The 16,404-nt window shown below is 50.9% G+C and carries 17 protein-coding genes; 9 read left to right on the top strand and 8 right to left on the bottom strand.

The annotated features are described in order from the left end of the window. Positions 1 to 44 precede the first annotated feature (44 nt). The gene (locus EKM96_RS02535) at positions 45 to 665 is read left to right on the top strand and encodes a glycoside hydrolase family 73 protein (RefSeq protein WP_125639271.1); all 621 of its coding nucleotides are present in this window, start codon (positions 45 to 47) and stop codon (positions 663 to 665) included. A 48-nt stretch (positions 666 to 713) separates the two neighbouring features. Here EKM96_RS02535 and EKM96_RS02530 read toward each other — a convergent pair whose 3' ends face one another. Beyond that, entirely contained in the window at positions 714 to 2,033 is a 1,320-nt protein-coding gene (locus tag EKM96_RS02530; protein ID WP_225417554.1) for a class A beta-lactamase-related serine hydrolase, read from the bottom strand. A 231-nt stretch (positions 2,034 to 2,264) separates the two neighbouring features. Between EKM96_RS02530 and EKM96_RS02525 the strand changes: the two genes are divergently transcribed. Then, positions 2,265 to 3,044 carry a TerC family protein gene (locus EKM96_RS02525; protein ID WP_125639268.1) on the top strand — a complete coding sequence of 260 codons (780 nt, stop codon included), beginning with the start codon at positions 2,265 to 2,267 and terminating at the stop codon, positions 3,042 to 3,044. A 78-nt stretch (positions 3,045 to 3,122) separates the two neighbouring features. Then, on the top strand, positions 3,123 to 3,980 hold the full coding sequence (locus EKM96_RS02520) for an NAD(P)-dependent oxidoreductase (RefSeq protein ID WP_125639265.1): 858 nt from the start codon (positions 3,123 to 3,125) through the stop codon (positions 3,978 to 3,980). Positions 3,981 to 4,114: 134 nt separating this feature from the next. Here the strand turns inward: EKM96_RS02520 and EKM96_RS02515 are convergent, their stop codons facing one another. Genes EKM96_RS02515 through trpX form a run of 4 tightly spaced genes read right to left on the bottom strand, consistent with a single transcriptional unit; the run spans position 4,115 to position 7,167 of the window. Then, the gene (locus EKM96_RS02515) at positions 4,115 to 4,510 is read right to left on the bottom strand and encodes a GNAT family N-acetyltransferase (protein ID WP_125639262.1); all 396 of its coding nucleotides are present in this window, start codon (positions 4,508 to 4,510) and stop codon (positions 4,115 to 4,117) included. 5 nt (positions 4,511 to 4,515) lie between these two features. Continuing rightward, complete coding sequence (locus EKM96_RS02510) at positions 4,516 to 5,286, bottom strand: ABC transporter ATP-binding protein (protein WP_125639258.1); 771 nt, start codon at positions 5,284 to 5,286, stop codon at positions 4,516 to 4,518. After that, positions 5,279 to 6,178 (bottom strand): ABC transporter permease, encoded by a 900-nt coding sequence (locus EKM96_RS02505; RefSeq protein ID WP_125639255.1) that lies wholly within the window; start codon positions 6,176 to 6,178, stop codon positions 5,279 to 5,281. The genes EKM96_RS02510 and EKM96_RS02505 overlap by 8 nt, the downstream gene beginning before the upstream one ends. Further along, a complete protein-coding gene (gene trpX, locus EKM96_RS02500) occupies positions 6,175 to 7,167 on the bottom strand; it encodes a tryptophan ABC transporter substrate-binding protein (RefSeq protein ID WP_125639252.1) in 993 nt (330 codons plus the stop codon). The genes EKM96_RS02505 and trpX overlap by 4 nt, the downstream gene beginning before the upstream one ends. A gap of 438 nt (positions 7,168 to 7,605) precedes the next feature. On the opposite strand from trpX, the gene EKM96_RS02495 reads away from it, so the two are divergent. From EKM96_RS02495 to EKM96_RS02480, 4 genes are all read left to right on the top strand, one after another. Continuing rightward, positions 7,606 to 8,505 (top strand): DegV family protein, encoded by a 900-nt coding sequence (locus EKM96_RS02495; protein WP_125639249.1) that lies wholly within the window; start codon positions 7,606 to 7,608, stop codon positions 8,503 to 8,505. A gap of 491 nt (positions 8,506 to 8,996) precedes the next feature. Beyond that, positions 8,997 to 9,965, top strand: coding sequence for an ABC transporter substrate-binding protein (locus EKM96_RS02490; RefSeq protein WP_125639246.1), 969 nt, complete (start codon positions 8,997 to 8,999; stop codon positions 9,963 to 9,965). Positions 9,966 to 9,988: 23 nt separating this feature from the next. Beyond that, a complete protein-coding gene (locus EKM96_RS02485; RefSeq protein ID WP_125639243.1) occupies positions 9,989 to 10,960 on the top strand; it encodes an ABC transporter permease subunit in 972 nt (323 codons plus the stop codon). After that, positions 10,887 to 11,660 (top strand): ABC transporter ATP-binding protein, encoded by a 774-nt coding sequence (locus tag EKM96_RS02480; RefSeq protein WP_125639240.1) that lies wholly within the window; start codon positions 10,887 to 10,889, stop codon positions 11,658 to 11,660. The genes EKM96_RS02485 and EKM96_RS02480 overlap by 74 nt, the downstream gene beginning before the upstream one ends. A 214-nt stretch (positions 11,661 to 11,874) precedes the next feature. Here EKM96_RS02480 and EKM96_RS02475 read toward each other — a convergent pair whose 3' ends face one another. Both EKM96_RS02475 and EKM96_RS02470 read right to left on the bottom strand, forming a co-directional pair. Then, positions 11,875 to 12,573, bottom strand: coding sequence for a CPBP family intramembrane glutamic endopeptidase (locus EKM96_RS02475; protein WP_125639237.1), 699 nt, complete (start codon positions 12,571 to 12,573; stop codon positions 11,875 to 11,877). A 20-nt stretch (positions 12,574 to 12,593) separates the two neighbouring features. Then, a complete protein-coding gene (locus tag EKM96_RS02470) occupies positions 12,594 to 12,977 on the bottom strand; it encodes a VOC family protein (protein WP_125639234.1) in 384 nt (127 codons plus the stop codon). Positions 12,978 to 13,191: 214 nt separating this feature from the next. Here EKM96_RS02470 and EKM96_RS02465 point away from each other — a divergent pair, with 214 nt between their 5' ends. Together EKM96_RS02465 and EKM96_RS02460 are read left to right on the top strand one after the other, a co-directional pair. Continuing rightward, positions 13,192 to 14,715 carry an ABC-F family ATP-binding cassette domain-containing protein gene (locus EKM96_RS02465; protein WP_164510966.1) on the top strand — a complete coding sequence of 508 codons (1,524 nt, stop codon included), beginning with the start codon at positions 13,192 to 13,194 and terminating at the stop codon, positions 14,713 to 14,715. A gap of 108 nt (positions 14,716 to 14,823) precedes the next feature. Beyond that, a complete protein-coding gene (locus EKM96_RS02460; protein ID WP_125639227.1) occupies positions 14,824 to 15,411 on the top strand; it encodes a L,D-transpeptidase in 588 nt (195 codons plus the stop codon). A 69-nt stretch (positions 15,412 to 15,480) separates the two neighbouring features. On the opposite strand, the gene EKM96_RS02455 is transcribed toward EKM96_RS02460, so the two are convergent. Beyond that, complete coding sequence (locus tag EKM96_RS02455) at positions 15,481 to 16,392, bottom strand: proline-specific peptidase family protein (protein ID WP_125639224.1); 912 nt, start codon at positions 16,390 to 16,392, stop codon at positions 15,481 to 15,483. Positions 16,393 to 16,404: the final 12 nt, after the last annotated feature.

The following is a 16,404-nucleotide window of genomic DNA, read 5'->3' as shown; positions in this document are numbered from 1 at the left end:
TGGCTATAATTGAATCTATTATAACTGAAATTGGAGGGATCCGGGTGCCAAAGCGTCGTCGAAAACAACGCCGTCAAAATAACCCTGCCACCGCCACCTGGATCTTTGTGATGGTCCTCTTGGTCCTTGGGAGCGGAATTATGTTGCGGGGAAAAATAAAAACAGAATTTCAACGGGCCACGGTGACCAATACCAGTAGTTCATCGTCCGATAATGAGTCGGAAAACCAGCGCAAGTTTATCAAGGAGATGGCCGCTCCGGCTGTCCGGGTTTACCGGCAGAACGGGCAGGTATTGCCCAGTATTGTGATTGCCCAGGCCATTCTTGAATCGAGTTGGGGGACCTCAGAACTCTTTGTTCAAGCCAATAATCCATTTGGGGTTAAGGGGAGTTATGAAGGGCGGACCAAGACGTTCCCAACGACCGAATACGTTAATGGTAAGAAGATTCAGGTGAATGCTAATTTCCGTGACTATCCATCGTTGACGGCGGCCATCCTAGATCATGATGCTTTGTTAAAACGAAGCTATTTTAAGCAGACGGTCACGAACTATCAGGAGGCGGCCAAGTTGTTGCAGGCCAATGGCTACGCGACGGACCCGAGATACGCGAAGAAGTTAACCAACGTGATTGCGACCTATAACCTTAACGAGTATGACACGTAAAACTAAAAAATGACCAGGACGGCGGAATGCCATTCTGGTCATTTTTAGTTAATTTTCGTTGTAATAACGGGCGAGGTCATAAAGTGTTTTTCCTAATGAATCGATGTTTCGAGTGGGACTTTGGTTAGCAAAGAGAATGACGCCCTTCTTGTTACCCTCTGATCCGTATAGGAGGTTATTGTAACCCCCGCCACTCAAGGATCCGCGGACACGTTTGATTCCGCCACTGTAGTGGTAGAGTCCCCCGGCGTAGTTCAGCTTGTAGTCGTTCGCCAGGTCGTAGTACTGGTTCTTAGTCAGGATCTTCCCATTACGAATGCCCTTTTGAATGGCGTAGTAGTCCTCTGGCGTGGAATAGTAATTACCAGCTCCCAACAGGGAAGACATGAGCTTCTGTGAGACGTTCTTAGCTTGATAATTTTTCCCGTTGGCAAATTTATAGCCACTGGCAACGGAACTATTGGCAGGTAGGTTGTTCCAGGAATAGGTGTTCTTGAGACCAAGTGGTTTGATAATTCGCTTTTGAACCAGCTGGTCATAGGTTTGGCCGGTCACCTTGGAAGCCACGCCGGCCAGCAGGGTATAGTTGGCGTTCGTGTAGTTGTAGGCGCCGTTACCCGCAACCTTCATCTGAGCCAAGGTATAGTTGATCTCGGCAGCCTGAGAGGTTAAGAGTGTTCCAGGCGTCGTTTCATCCATATTGATGCCAGAACGGTGATTAAGTAGTTGACGAAGGGTGATGCGACTACTATTCTTGACGCCGGGATAATACTTACTCAACTTGTTGTTTAGGGACAGCTTCTTTGAAGCGGCGAGCTGTTCAATGATGGCTCCCGTCATGACTTTCTGTAAGGAGGCAATGGGAAACAACGTGGCATTATTGGTCGCGGTTTTGGTGGTGGCATCGGCGTAGCCCAAGCTGATGTGGCTGGCGCCCTTGGTGAAGTTGTTGAAGAGGAGCGCCCGACCCTGGAAGTGGGCGCTGTTCATCAGGGCCGCCGCATTCTGTGAGCGGCTGTACTTTTGTAACGCTGACTGGTCAACCCACCCAATCGTCTTGCCGTACCAAGAGAATTTAACAAAGGTGGCGCCATTTGAAAGCTTGGCGGTCTGGGTTACGCGAACGAAACGATGCTGCCAGTTCTTACCACTGGCATCGCGTGTCTTCGCCGACTGTTGGGTGTAGTAGGGCGCGTAGTAATAAATACCATCGTTCCGACTCCCCTGACTGACGAAGCGAGCGTTGTAGCTTGTTTTCTGACTTGACGTAATCGTCAAGTAACTGCGAGCGTGAGCCGTCATGGCTGGTGTGAGGCTCATGACAGCCATGGCCGTGCCAACCAACATCAAGATTTTTTTCACAATCATCATCCATTCCCCATAAAGTAGCCCCATCTTAACGCGCTTTGGTTGCGAAGGGGTAACAGGATGATGGCATTTCAGTGACAAATTGAATAATTTAAATTGTAAACGAGATAAGTGAACTTACTAACAGGCTAAAAGGATCGCGGCTTGATTGACTTAATGAGTCGCAAGTTATCTGGAGATATGGTAGACTAGTCAAAAATAAATTTAGTTATTAAGGAGCTGAACCAAGCATTGCTACATTTCTTAGGCCAAATGTATGGGCCATTCTTTGATCTTCATAATTGGGAAACTGTGATTACCTCAGGCAACGACTGGTTAATCATCTTTTCTTTGGTCATGATTGAATGTTTACTTTCCGTCGATAATGCGGTGGTCCTGGCCGCGCAAACGCAATCATTACCAACACAAAAGCAACGCGAAGAGTCATTGTTTTACGGTATTTGGGGTGCCTATATTTTTCGGTTCATCATTATTGGATTGGGAACGTATCTCATTCATTTTTGGGAAATCAAAGTGGTTGGTGCCCTTTACCTGGCTTACTTGGTGTTACAGTTCTTTACGCGGACGCGGGTTAAGCATACCCGGAAGCTAGTGAGTGACAAGAAACATCGGCTCTTGCCGCTGTTTTGGTCGGTCGTGTTACAAATCGAAATGATGGATATCATTTTCTCTGTGGACTCTGTCCTGGCGTCACTGGCCATCTCTTCGAACCCCGTGATTGTTTTAATTGGTGGGCTAATTGGGATTCTCGCGATGCGGGGGGTTGCCGAAGTCATCATGAAGCTCATGCAACGGATTCCTGAGCTGGAGCCGATGGCCTACATCCTGATTGGGCTAATTGCCGTTAAGTTATTTATCTCAATTCCAGCAATCGATATTGAAATTCCGGCGGCGTTGTTTGGCGTGGTGGTCGTCGGGGCCATCGTGATCACGTTAATTATTCACGTGATTCGCAAACGTCGACGGACACGGGCTAAGCAGGATGAACCTTCTAAATCAACTGAATCATAATTAACCGGGATGGCTGCGGCCATCTTTTTTTGTTGCCGTGGTACCATGAATTAAAGTGAGCAATTGGAGGGATGCTGTATGAAAATTGGGTTTGTTGGGACGGGCGTCATGGGTACCGGAATTGTCATGAACTTGTTGGCGTCTGGACATGAGGTCATCGTTTATAACCGGACTCGCGCTCATGCCCAGACGGTCCTGGATGCCGGGGCAACGTGGGCCGATTCTCCTAAGGCGGTGGCGGCCCAGGCAACACTTATCATGACCATGGTGGGTTATCCTCAAGACGTCGAGGCGGTTTATACGCAAGCAGATGGCATCTTTGCCGGCGCGGAGCCTGGGAGTATCGTGGTTGATATGACGACAAGTACCCCGGCCTTGGCCGTTAAATTGACGCAAGAAGCCCACGATCGCGGGTTGGAGTCTCTAGATGCGCCGGTTTCCGGCGGGGACATTGGCGCTAAAAATGCCACGCTAACGGTCATGGTGGGCGGTGACCGTTCCGCCTATGATCAAATGATTCCCGTGTTCCAACAAATTGGCCAACGGGTGAATTATTTTGGTGCGGCCGGGAAGGGCCAGCACACGAAGATGGCCAATCAGATTATGATTGCCGGTACCATGACCGGTCTGACTGAAATGTTAGTTTATGCCAAGGCAGCCGAGTTGGACCTGCCCCAGGTGCTGGCGACCTTGAGTAGTGGGGGCGCCGACAATTGGAGCATGGATAATTATGTTCCCCGGATCTTGCGGGGAGACTATACGCCAGGTTTCTTTGCCAAGCACTTTCTCAAGGATCTGCGAATTGCCTTAGATGAGGCCGACCGGATGGACCTTAGGCTGCCGGCGACGCAACAGGCTAAGCAACTCTATGAGACCATGGTCGATGACTTCCACTTAGGCGACGATGGCACCCAGGCATTGATTAAGACTTACTAGGTATCGAGATATCAAGCCGGTAATGCTGAGTGGTGGAACAAATGAGTTTATCGACGAAATGGTCAGGATATTAGCATTTAAAGTAAACAAAAAGTCAGCCCCCTAAGCTAATGCTTGGAGAGCTGACTTTTAAATTAATCGAGACTTTTTTGTAAGACGACCACGGGTGCGCCATCCTCAGGGAACGGGCCGGCGGTGACCTCGCCATGAACGATGCCGGTCAGGTAACCATGTTCGCGGGCCCACTTCTCGGCGGCACCTAAGACCTGGGTGCCCACGCCCTGCCCACGAAGGATCCGGCTGGTGCAGATTCTGCCAAAGCGCATCTGGTGGTCGGCCAGGGGTTCAAGCCGCAGGGTGCCGATGGGCGTGTCGGGTGTCTGGTAGGCCGTCACGTAGAGCCGATCGGGCGTATCGCGGTCATCGAACTCGATATCGCGGGGGATGCCTCGTTCGGTGACGAAGATGGCCTGACGCAACGACAAGGCGGCGGCCCGGTTGAACGGGGCACTTGAAATCACAATCTCCATGGCCACTACTCGATTTCGGCGAAGAAGCTGTAGAGCTTTTCGCTAGTCAGGGCGGCCTTTTCGGCGCCGGCAACATCGTAAGAAACTTGGCCGTGGTGCAACACAATCAGCCGATTGCCATAGGTCAAGGCATCCTCCAAATGGTGAGTGATCATGAGGCAGGTCAGCGCCTCGGACTGCACGCGTTCGTTAGTCAGGTGCATCAGATCCTGGCTGGTTTGGGGGTCTAATGCCGCCGTGTGTTCATCGAGAAGCAGAATCTCGGGTCGCTTCAGGGTGGCCATCAAGAAGCTAAGTGCCTGACGTTGTCCACCTGATAAGTTGCCAGTGGCGGTCGTTAATCGCTGATCCAGGCCATCATGCATGGTCGTGGTGAGTTCCTTGTAGCGGTCAAGCTGTCGATTCAGTTGCCGTGGAGCCAGACTGCGGTGTTGGCCTCGCCGCTCGGCCAGCAAGAGGTTTTCGGCAACGGTCATCCGTGGTGCCGTGCCCAACTTAGGATCTTGGAAGACCCGCGCGAGGAAGCGCGTTCGTTTTTCAACGGATTCGTGGGAGATGTCCTTGCCATTCAGTAGAATCTGCCCGCTATCGATGCTGAGGTCGCCCCCAATGGCATTGAAGAGGGTCGATTTACCGGCCCCGTTAGACCCTAGAACGGTGATGAAGTCGCCATCATTAATCGTTAAATTAAGATGATCCAGGATGGTTATTTCTTCGGGTGTGTTGCGATTAACCTTTAACACCACGTTTTTTAATTCGAGTAATGGTTTAGTCATTGGTATCCAACCCCCGTTTCAAGATGTGTTTGAAGTTCAGGATGTTCTTGAAGACCGGCAACATCATGCAGATGGCCAGAATGATTGAGGAAATCAGGTTGAGGTCGTTGGCACTGAAGCCCAGTTTCAAGACTAATAACAGGACGAAACGGTACAGGATACTCCCGAGACTAACGGCCACGAGTCGTTGGTTAAGGGTGAGGTCGCCAAAGGCCACTTCACCAATGATGATTGAGGCCAGCGCAATGACGATGATGCCTATGCCCATGTTCACGTCGGCATACCCGTTGTTTTGAGCAACCAGGGCGCCACCAAAGGCGATCAGGCCGTTTGAGACCATGAGGCCCATGATTTTCATGTTGTCGGTATTAATTCCGAGGGAACGGGCCATGGTTTGGTTATCGCCAGTGGCGATGAACCCTTGGCCAACTTCGGTCTGGAGAAAGTAGATGACGATGGCGGTGATGACCACCATGACCAAGATCCCCAGGACGACGCTGTCGAAGTATTGGGGTAGTGATGCCAGGAAGTGATTCTTAAACAGGGTTGACTTCCCTAATAAGGAAACGTTGGCCCGGCCCATGATCCGTAGGTTAACGGAGTAACAGGCGGTCATGACCAGAATGCCGGCCAAGAGGATGGGGATGTGACCCTTAGTGTAGAGTAACCCAGTGATGAGGCCAGCGATGGCACCGATCACGAAGGCTAAGAGGGTGGCTAACAGCGGATTCATGCCATTGCTGATGGCGGCGACGGCCGTTGCGGCGCCTAATGGAAAGGTCCCTTCGACGGTCATGTCGGCAAAATCTAAGATTCTGAAGGTTAGGAATAGCCCAACCCCTAAGACGGCCCAGAGTAGGCCTTGCCCGATTGCGGATACTGCTAAACTCATTTGAAGACCTCCCCATTTTCTTTGGCTTCTTTAATGACGGATTCTGGCAGGGTAATGCCAAGTTTTTTGGCTTGTGACAGGTTAACCGTCATCTCACCGGTTCGCTCGAAGTGGATTGGGGTATCTGCCGGCTTCTTGCCCTTCAGAATGGCGGCCGTCATCTTACCCGTCTCAACCCCTAACTTATATTGATTAATGCTGAGGGTTGCCAGCCCGCCAGCCTTGACCATTGTGTCGACGGCTGGGAAGACGGGAACTTTCTTGGCCGTTGCGGTGGCGACAAGGGTTTGCATGGCACTGGCGACGGTGTTGTCGGTAGGAACGTATATGGCGTCGACTTGGCTCACCATCTCTTGGGCTACTTGATTCAGGTCGTTCGTGTTGGCGATGGAATAGGCCTTTAGGCGAACGTGTTCCTTTTTACACAATGCGGCGAACTGATGATATTGGGCTGTTGCGGAATCGTCTGATGAGGTGTAGATGATGCCCAGCGTCCTCATTTGTGGCATGATCTTTTGGATGAGCTGGAGCTGCGACTTGAGGGGCGCCTGGTCGGAAACCCCCGTGACGTTGTTGCCGGGATGCTCATTGCTCTTAACCAAGTGAGCCCCCTCGGGGTCCGTGATGGCCCCCAGGACAACGGGGGTCTTGGAACTGGCGTTGGCCAACGCTTGAGCCGCCGGGGTGGCAATACCGATCATGGCATCGGCATCTTCGTTGACGAACCGCGCGCTCATGGTTTTCAGATTGCTTTGGTCGTTTTGAGCATTCTGAAAGTCAATCTTGACGTTTTTGCCGACGTGATAGCCTTCCTCGGCGAGGCCATGGATGATGCCCTTATGGATGGCATCGAGGGCTGGGTGGGAAAGTAATTGTAGGATACCCACCGTTGGGACCGCTTGTTTAGCGGCGGTTTGATGCTGTTCCTTAACAAAAGCGAATCCGAGAAAAATTAATAATAGCGCGATGAGACTGTACATTCGTTTCATTTCTAATCAACCTCACTTAATTTGGAATGGTCGGTGCGGCAAAAAGGGCGCCCAGACCGGCTGGGCGCCCAAAGAAAAAGACCCGCAAACCGGATAATAAACATCCGTGCGGGCCATTGCATCAGAAAGTTAGCCGGCGCAGATGCGAGAATCGCTCTGGGAGCTCAAGTCGCATCTACACGATGACGACTTGATTACCGGCTTTGCCAACGTCCATTAAGTTTGTAAGCAGACATTTGCATCTAACTTTCCTTCCTTCCGAATCGAATAAATTTAGTGTAAGGCATTGCCGAAAAGTCGTCAACCATCTTTTGACTTTTTTTGGTATACTGGACGGTAAATAACGGGTTACAACGGTGTCAAGTTGGCTCACAAACACTGAAAAACCAATCACTGTGAGGTAAGTTCTCGCGGTGATTGGTTAAGGGAGGTCGCTCCATGAAAATAGCAATTTTGACAGATACTTCGGCAGGAATTGACTTCGATGAAGCCACGGAACGACAGATCACATTGCTACCAGCACCGATTATGTTTGGCAATCGGCAGTACCACGAGTACCAAGATCTGAGTACCGCGGACTACTATCGGTTGGTGCGATTGAGTAAGGGAGAGAAAATGATTCCCACGGCACCGCAGATTTCCATGCAGACGATTGCTGCAACTTGTGACGACTTGGCGAAACAGGGCGTGACCGACGTGATCATCATTGGCCCCTCGCAGGGCATTTCCGGCTTTGTGAATACCTTAGGCGCCTTTACAGAGAATGTGACCAGCGTGAAAATTTGGCCGTGGGATTCTCGCGGTGTGTTAACGCCAATGGGTGAACAGGCGCGCTTAGCGGCGGCTCTGGTCGCCAAGGGATTCGATGTGCCAACGATTCTGGAACGACTGGCAGCGCTACGGGCCACTTGTCAGCTAGGCTTTGTGGTGGATTCCATCAAGCCATTACTGAGAACCGGCGATCTGAACCTCAGTCGGGGCCCGGCTAATGCGCAACTGCTGGCCGGTAAGCCCTTGCTGGTCTTTGAAGCGTCGGGGAAGGTTCGTGTGGCAGGGAGCTCGTTGCGAATGAAGAGTGGCTGGCACGATCTGTTCGATCGGTTGACGGCTAGCCTTAAGGGACACCCCGCCACTCAGCTGACCGTGACGGTGCTGAATGCCGACCAGCCAGAGCTGACTCAGCAATGGTTGGCTTGGGCCCAGGCGGAGCTACCAGCCGTGACCTTGAAGTCCGCCACCATTGGGCCTAGCTTCGGGGTTCACGTGGGGGATGGCGCCATGGGGCTGGCCTGGAATGCCGATTACCGGCAGTTCCTCAATTTGGATAATGAGAAATAAATGAGATTATGGGGTTGACATGGTTATTTTTTAATGTTTTACTTAGACTTGTAAATTGATAAATGAAAGGGATTTTGCCATTATGAAATCGAATAGCCTTAATCATTTAAATAACCAATTTGCCTTTAGCTTTTTCTTTAGATAGCGTTTGTATTCACACCGTTGGATACGAACGCGCCGCACAAATGCGTTCGTATCTATCGATTAGCTAAAGTTTTTAAGCATGACTTAGCGCCAGATAGATACGGGTAAAATCTATCTGGAGAAATAATATCGGGCCCGATAAACACCAGGTAGATTCTACTTTGAATCTATCTGGTGTTTTTTTGTTTTTTCAGGCCAGTCACTGAGGTGAGCCGATCACTCACACCCCGTACACCGGCCAGTCATTGCTGACATTGGTTGAATTGACCATTGGGTCATTTGACATTTAATGATACAAAATGGACCGCATGGCAACGGTCAACAACATAACCTTGGAGGAATTGAGAATGAAAAAATTACTTATGAGTGGTCTCGCGTTAATGAGTTTGGGATTGGTTTTAGCCGGTTGTTCCAGCAAGTCAGCCTCGGGCAAGGATAACCTGAACGTTGGGATTTTACAGGTGGTGCAACACGGGTCATTGGATGAAGGCCGCCAGGGGTTCAAGGCCGGCCTGAATCAAGAATTGAAGGCCCATCACAAGACCACCAAGGTCACGTATCACTACTTAAACGCTCAGGGCGACCAGGCTAACCTCAATACCATGAGCCAACAATTGGTTCGGCAAAAGAACGACCTGCTAGTCGGGATTGCGACACCGGCTGCCCAGGCCTTGGCCAAGAAAACCACCACCACGCCTACCCTGGTCACGGCAGTGACCGATTTGAAGGCCGCCGGACTGGTGAAGTCAAATGCCAAGCCCCAAACCAACGTCAGTGGGACCAGTGATTTAACGCCGGTTGGCCTGCAATTAAAGCTATTAGCCAGCATGTCCAAGGGCAACAAGCCATTAGGGATTATGTACAACTCATCCGAAGAAAATTCAGTCCTACAGGTGAACCTGGCTAAAGCCTATGCCAAGAAGCACCACCTGAACCTGAAGGTTGTCAGCGCGACGAGCACCAACGACGTGACCAGTGTCTTGGCCGGCCTAACCGGTAAGATTTCGGGTCTGTACCTGCCAACCGATAACTTGATGGCTAGTGCGATGAAGACCATTGGTCAGAAGGCGAAGGTTGCCAAGCTTCCCGTGGTAACCGGTTCAATTGAAATGGCCGAAGATGGTGGGACGGCAACTTACGGCATTAACTACTACGACTTGGGTAAGCAGACCGGGAAGATGGCTTATGACGTCTTGGTTAACCACAAGAAGCCTCAGAGCATGCCGGTTGAACAATCCAAGAAGCTTCACTTATATGTTAACAAGGCCAACACGAAGGCCATTGGGATGCAAACGAGTCAGATTAAAGAGCCTTAGGCGCAGAGAAAGGGGTAACAACTATGTTAATCACCAGTATTGGTCAGGGCCTCCTGTGGGCGCCGTTAGTGATCGGTGTGTTTATTACATTTCGTATTTTAGATATTCCTGATTTGACGACCGAGGGCAGTTTTCCCTTGGGAGCGGCGGTTACCGTTCACGCGATGATTCAAGGACAGTCGGCCCTGACGGCCACCATTGCCGGTTTTATTGCCGGCTGCCTCGCCGGTTGGGTGACCGGGATGCTGGATACCAAGCTACACATGCCGTCACTACTGGCAGGGATTCTGACCATGACTGGTCTGTACTCCGTGAACATGCATATCATGGGCAAGTCTAACGTGCCGCTCCTGAGTCAGAAGGTCTTAATGGATCGGTTACCCATGAGTTGGACGCTAGATGGACAAACCATCGGGATTGGTCTCATCGTGACCGGCGTGGTCATGGCACTCCTTATTTGGCTGTTCAAGACGCGGCTGGGGCTATCCTTGATGGCCACCGGGAATAATTCCGCGATGAGTTCCGCCAATGGGATTCACACGGATCGCATGGTGATTATTGGTTACATGATTTCTAACGGTTGTATTGCCTTGTCTGGGGCCCTCATTGCGCAGAGCAATGGGTATGCCGACATTGGGATGGGTATTGGGACCATTGTGATTGGTCTTGCCTCCGTTCTGGTGGGGGAAATCTTCCTCCGTGGGCGCCAGATTTGGTTACGGCTCTCGGCCATGGTCCTGGGCGCCATCATCTACCGTTACTTATTAACGGTGGCGATGGGTTTAGGCTTCCCCGTCGATGATTTGAAGATTTTATCCGCCGGCATCTTAGTTGTGGTCATTTGCCTACCACTGATTCGGAACAAGTATCGGACGCGGCAACAGTTGAAGCGTTACCTCAAACAGATAGGAGTCGAACAAAATGAAAACCAGTCCATCAGCAGTCTTAAGCGTCCAGCATCTACAGAAGGTCTTCTTTCCCGGGACCCCAAATGAACGACATGTGTTAAAAAACGTCAGCCTGACGATTGAACCGGGCGACTTCATTTCCGTTATCGGTAATAATGGGGCCGGCAAGTCTACACTGTTGAATACCATCGCGGGGACGCTGCCGGTGGACGCCGGAGAACTCACCTTGGCCGGGCATCGCGTGACGAAAAAGTCCGTGGCCTACCGAGCTCAGTGGCTGTCACGTGTCTTCCAGGACCCTAAGTTGGGGACGGCCGGTGAGCTGAGCGTGGCAGAGAACCTGACGCTAGCCAGTCAGCACACGGGCAGCATGAGTCTGGGGCTATACCGGCATGCGCAGCAGGAGGCAAGTTATCGCCAACTGTTGGCCACGCTGCATATGGGACTGGAAGACCGGCTCAGCACACAGGTGAAGTACCTGTCCGGCGGTCAGCGGCAGGCGTTGTCATTATTGATGGCCACACTGAGTCAGCCGGACCTGTTGTTGCTGGATGAACATACGGCCGCGCTAGACCCACAGACGAGTGCGCAGGTGATGGCTCTGACCCAAGAGATTGTCACCACACATCGATTAACGACGATGATGATTACCCATAAGATGAGTGATGCGCTGAAATACGGCAATCGACTGGTCATGGTTCAAGATGGCCAGATTAAGTTGGACGTTCGCGGTGCGGAGAAGGACCAACTGGAACAGAACCAATTAATGAAATTGTTTGCGGAATAAAAAGTGAGGTCGAGTAGCAATGGCAACACAAAAGGGCCTGGGACAAAAGTCTCAGACCCTTCGTGCGTTCCGAACGTATATTGCAGAAACGTGCGACAAAAGGCAGTCAACTCCGCTTAACCCCGATAGACAAACAATCCAAAACCGGGATTATTCGTCTATCGACGTTAATGCTCATTGACTAACCGCCTTCTGTCCCACTCTCTTGTTCATTTTAAAGTAATGACATGGCATTGTTCAGAAAATGCAGGGCCATGTTGTAGCGGATATCCCTGAAGTGGAGATACGTGAAGCCAAGAATCCAGCCCAGCGTGGAATACATGAGCCAGGTCATGGAGAGGCTAGGAACGTGCAGCGCACCGAAGATCGTCCCGGAGATGAGGACCCCCAAGAAATTCATCAGGCGGGTATCCTTCTTGAAGAAGTAGTTCAAGAAGATTCCCCGGAAAATCAGCTCCTCGATGACTGGGGCAAACAGGATAGAGTACGCCAGGTTCCACAGAGGTAACTGCACCACCTGTTTATCAATGAGAGCCTGGTTCACCGGGCTACTGAGCACGTGGATGTGGATGAGGTAGTTCCACGTGAACTGGACGGCCATCATCAGGGCGAAGAGGCCGAGCAGTTGCCATAAGCGTTTGGCATTCAGTGGTTGCTTGCCGAAATGTCGGGGGTTGTTCGCCGCCAGTTGGCGTTGATAGCGCCAGGTAATGACCCCCAGAACTAACGCGGCGACAATCAGTGTCAGCCCGATAAATTGATTGACTTGACCCGGTTGACCGTGCTTGACCATGTCGGTTGCGAGCCCCAACAGGAAGGAATCGAAGAGGTAGAAAATTAGAAAACCGACCCAGCGGGCACACTTAACCAACCAGTCCATGATGCGTTGACCATTTGTTAGAAATTTAGACATGCCGTCCTTAGACCCCCTTTTTATCGGTCATACTTCCCAATTTCAATGAGGTTCTCGTCCGGATCGCGCACGTAAACCGAGGTCATGGGACCGAGCGCGCCTTCTTTAGGGAGAGGACCGTCCACGATTTCGACCGCGTAGTTGGTCAGATGGGACAGGATATTGGCCAAGGGGTCGGTAGCGATGATGGCGAAGTCCGCGCTCCCAAGCGTTGGGTGTTTGGCAACGGGCAGGTGGGGCGTGTCACTCTGTTGGAAATTAATCTTTTGTTTGCCGAGCTTGACACCGCGCCGACCGTCGCCAAATTCGATGATGGGGAGGTCAAAGACCTCGTGGTACCAACGAATGGAGCGCTCGATGTCGGCAACGGTTAAGGTTAGATGATCAATGTTTCTAATATTCATGAATTGTCAGTCCTTCGGATGTGAATTTCAATCATTATAGCATAGTTTACCCGGTCGGCCCTAGGCGGTGAAGTTGACGGAGGGCGGCTTTTCGTGGTAAGTTACTACTTATATTATTGTTTAGGATTAGGCCTTGACGACGTCGGGGCTTTTTCTGCGTGAGAGAAGAAGGGAAGGGAACAAAGTGCCACTATTAGAAGTTGACGACCTAAGTATGAGCTTCGCCGATAAGAAGCTCTATGAAGGGGCCAGTTTTACGCTAGAAAAGGGCGAACACATGGGTGTCGTCGGGCAAAACGGGGTCGGTAAGTCAACCTTAATCAAGATTATTACGAGCCAGGAGCTCCCTTTGACGGGTTCCGTTAAATGGCAAAAGAAGACGCACATTGGTTACTTAGACCAATACGCGGATATCCCAGAAGGTATGACGCTGATTGATTTCTTACACACGGCCTACGCCGATCTGTATGAAATGAATGACCAGATGACGGCGCTGTATACCGAATACGCTGAGACCATGGAAGACAAGTTACTGGAGCGCGCCGGCCGAATTCAAGAGGTCTTGGATGCCCGTAACTTCTACGATGTTGAGACGCAGATCGAACGAGTGATCTCCGGGTTAGGCCTGGATGACATGGGGCGTGACCATGAGGTTGCCAAGATGTCTGGTGGGCAACGGTCAAAGATTATTTTGGCCAAGCTGCTGCTGGAAAATCCCGATGTGATTCTGTTGGATGAACCGACCAACTACCTGGACGTGGCGCACATCGCCTGGTTGGAAGACTACCTCAACAACTTTGAGGGTGCCGTGTTAGTAGTGTCCCATGACTATGATTTCTTGCAAAATGTGACCAACTGTATCATTAACGTTGCCTTCGGTCAGATTACCAAATACCGGGGGAACTTCAAGCAGGCCATGCGGCAACGAGACGAACGGGAAAAGGCTCAACAACGCGAATTCGATAAGCAGCAGGTTGTGATCGAAAAGGCCGAACGGTTTATTCGTAAGAATAAGGCCGGCTCTAAGTCAACGATGGCCAAGTCTCGAGAAAAGATGCTGAATCGGTTGGATCGGGTCGATCCACCTTCGACCAATGTTCAGGCACACTTCGACTTTCCTTATCAGGAAACGGGGTCGCAGAACGCCTTGGTGGTTGATGAATTGTCCGTCGGTTATGACCGGCCATTGCTGAAGCCCGTGACCTTCTCCGTGACCACCAATCAGAAGGTGGGGTTGACCGGGTTCAACGGGGTTGGTAAGTCAACGCTAATCAAGTCCATCCTGGGCTTAATCAAGGCCAAGGGTGGGGAGGCTCACTTCTCCCCATCGGCTAAGATTAGCTACTTTAGCCAAGACCTGGTCTGGGATAACAATGCCCAGACGCCGCTAGAAATCATTCAGGCTAAGTACGAAAAGTTACCGCAAAAGGCCATTCGGACGAAGTTGTCTAAGTGTGGCTTGGATTCCGCCAACGCGATGAAGCCCATCGGTGAGCTCTCCGGTGGGGAACAGACCAAGGTCAAGTTAGCGATGATGGAATTTGAACCCGCTAACTTCCTCATCATGGATGAACCGACGAACCATTTGGACGACGAAACCAAGCAGGCCTTGAAGAATGCCATCAATGACTTCTCTGGGAACGCGATCATCGTGAGCCATGAGGCGAGCTTCTACACGGGATTGGTCGATAAGATCCTGAACGTGGAAAAACTCAGTCTACGGGCCGCGAATAATTAAGAAGCATTGCTGGGAGATTACATTTTGGTAAAAGGCGTTCCCTTTTTCATTTAAAACCGTTACAGTTGTCCCTGAGAGTGAAAATACACGAATAAAGGGTGGCAGCACATGAGACGTTTCAGAAAAATACTCGTAGTCATCGTGTTACTGGTGATTGCGGGGATTGGGATTAATCGGCTATATCAGAAGACCGTTGTTAATTCGACGGGGCATTTTAAGTTGAGCCAGTTAAGCTTGAAGAAAAAGGCCCCCACGGTTAATTGGCGGGAGCCGTCTGAAGACAAGGCTTATCCTGACCTGAAGGCGCACCCCAACGCTTGGCTGGACGTGAATACCAGTAAGCAACGGGTCTACGTGCGTGACGGCCAGACCATTCTCTACACGATGTACTGTTCAACCGGTACCGGTAAGGAGAATAAGACACCGCACGGCACCTTTGCCATTCAGGGTGAACGGGGGAAGTTCTTCTATAATCAATCGTCTGGTGAAGGGGCCCGTTACTGGGTTTCTTGGAAGGACCATGGGATCTACCTCTTCCACAGTGTGCCAACGGATAAGGATGGTCACTACATCAAGAGTGAGGCCGAAGAACTCGGGAAGACCGCGGCATCCCACGGATGTGTGCGGCTTTCCGTTGCCGATGCCAAGTGGGTCTACGAGAATGTCCCTTATGGGATGAAGGTCGTTATCCGCTAGACAGTTAAATAGAAGCATGATAAAAAGAGCCATGACATTGCTGTCATGACTCTTTTTTGATGTCGGTGATTAAGCGTTAAAGTTGTCGCTTTCCACGTCGCGAATGAAGGTTGCCAAGTGATCGTAGTAGACGGGAGCGTTATCGATCATATGGTGGTGACCACCTTCTGGCGTTGTTACGAAGCGTGAGTGGGGGATGAGTTCGGCCATCTTCTTACCAGTGGCAAGGGGCATGGTTTCGTGTTCCCCAAAGGTTAACAGCGTTGGGACCTTGATGTCCTTGAGGTGGCTACGGAAGTTCCATTCCTTCAGCTTACCCTTGATAACGAATTCGTTATCGCCTTGGAAGGCACCGTAAACGTCGGTTGCCATCGTGCTGATCAGGTGGGAGATCGCAGCGGGCTTCTTCCGGTCCACGTAGCCATCGTTTAAGATGTCAACGTAGCTTTGGTATTTAGGATCGTCATAGTTGCCGTCGGCTTCAACTTGCTTCATGTACGCAACTTGGTCAGCGGAGAGAACGGTTTCCCGAATATGGTTGATGCTTTCAACGTATTCGTCGATGTTATCAACCATAGAGGAAATGATCGCACCCTTCAAATGGTCACCGTATTTAGCAGCGTACATTTGAACCAGGGCACCGCCCCATGATTGGCCAATGAGGTAGAACTTGTCGATGCCTAATTTTTGCCGAACTTCTTCGACTTCATCCAAGAAGTAGTCGTAAGTCAGGTATTTCTTGGCAATTTCGGGGTCGCTATAGTCGGGTTGGTCTGAATACCATGAGCCTAATTGGTCGTACATGTGAACTTGGACGTTCAGGCCTTGGTTAGCCAATTGCTTGGCAGTATCTTCCCAGTATTCGTGGTTGCCACCAGGGCCACCATGTAGGGCGAGCAGGTGAATGTCGCCAGTTCCTTGAGTGTTTGTCCAGAGGTGGTACCCATTGTCTAAAGTGATAATCGTGGTGCCTTGTTTCATAAAGAATTCCTC

It is taken from the genome of Levilactobacillus tangyuanensis (genome assembly GCF_003946545.1).
Taxonomy (GTDB): domain Bacteria; phylum Bacillota; class Bacilli; order Lactobacillales; family Lactobacillaceae; genus Levilactobacillus; species Levilactobacillus tangyuanensis.
Note: the sequence above shows the minus strand (reverse complement) of the source record. Positions and strands in the feature narration are given on the sequence as shown.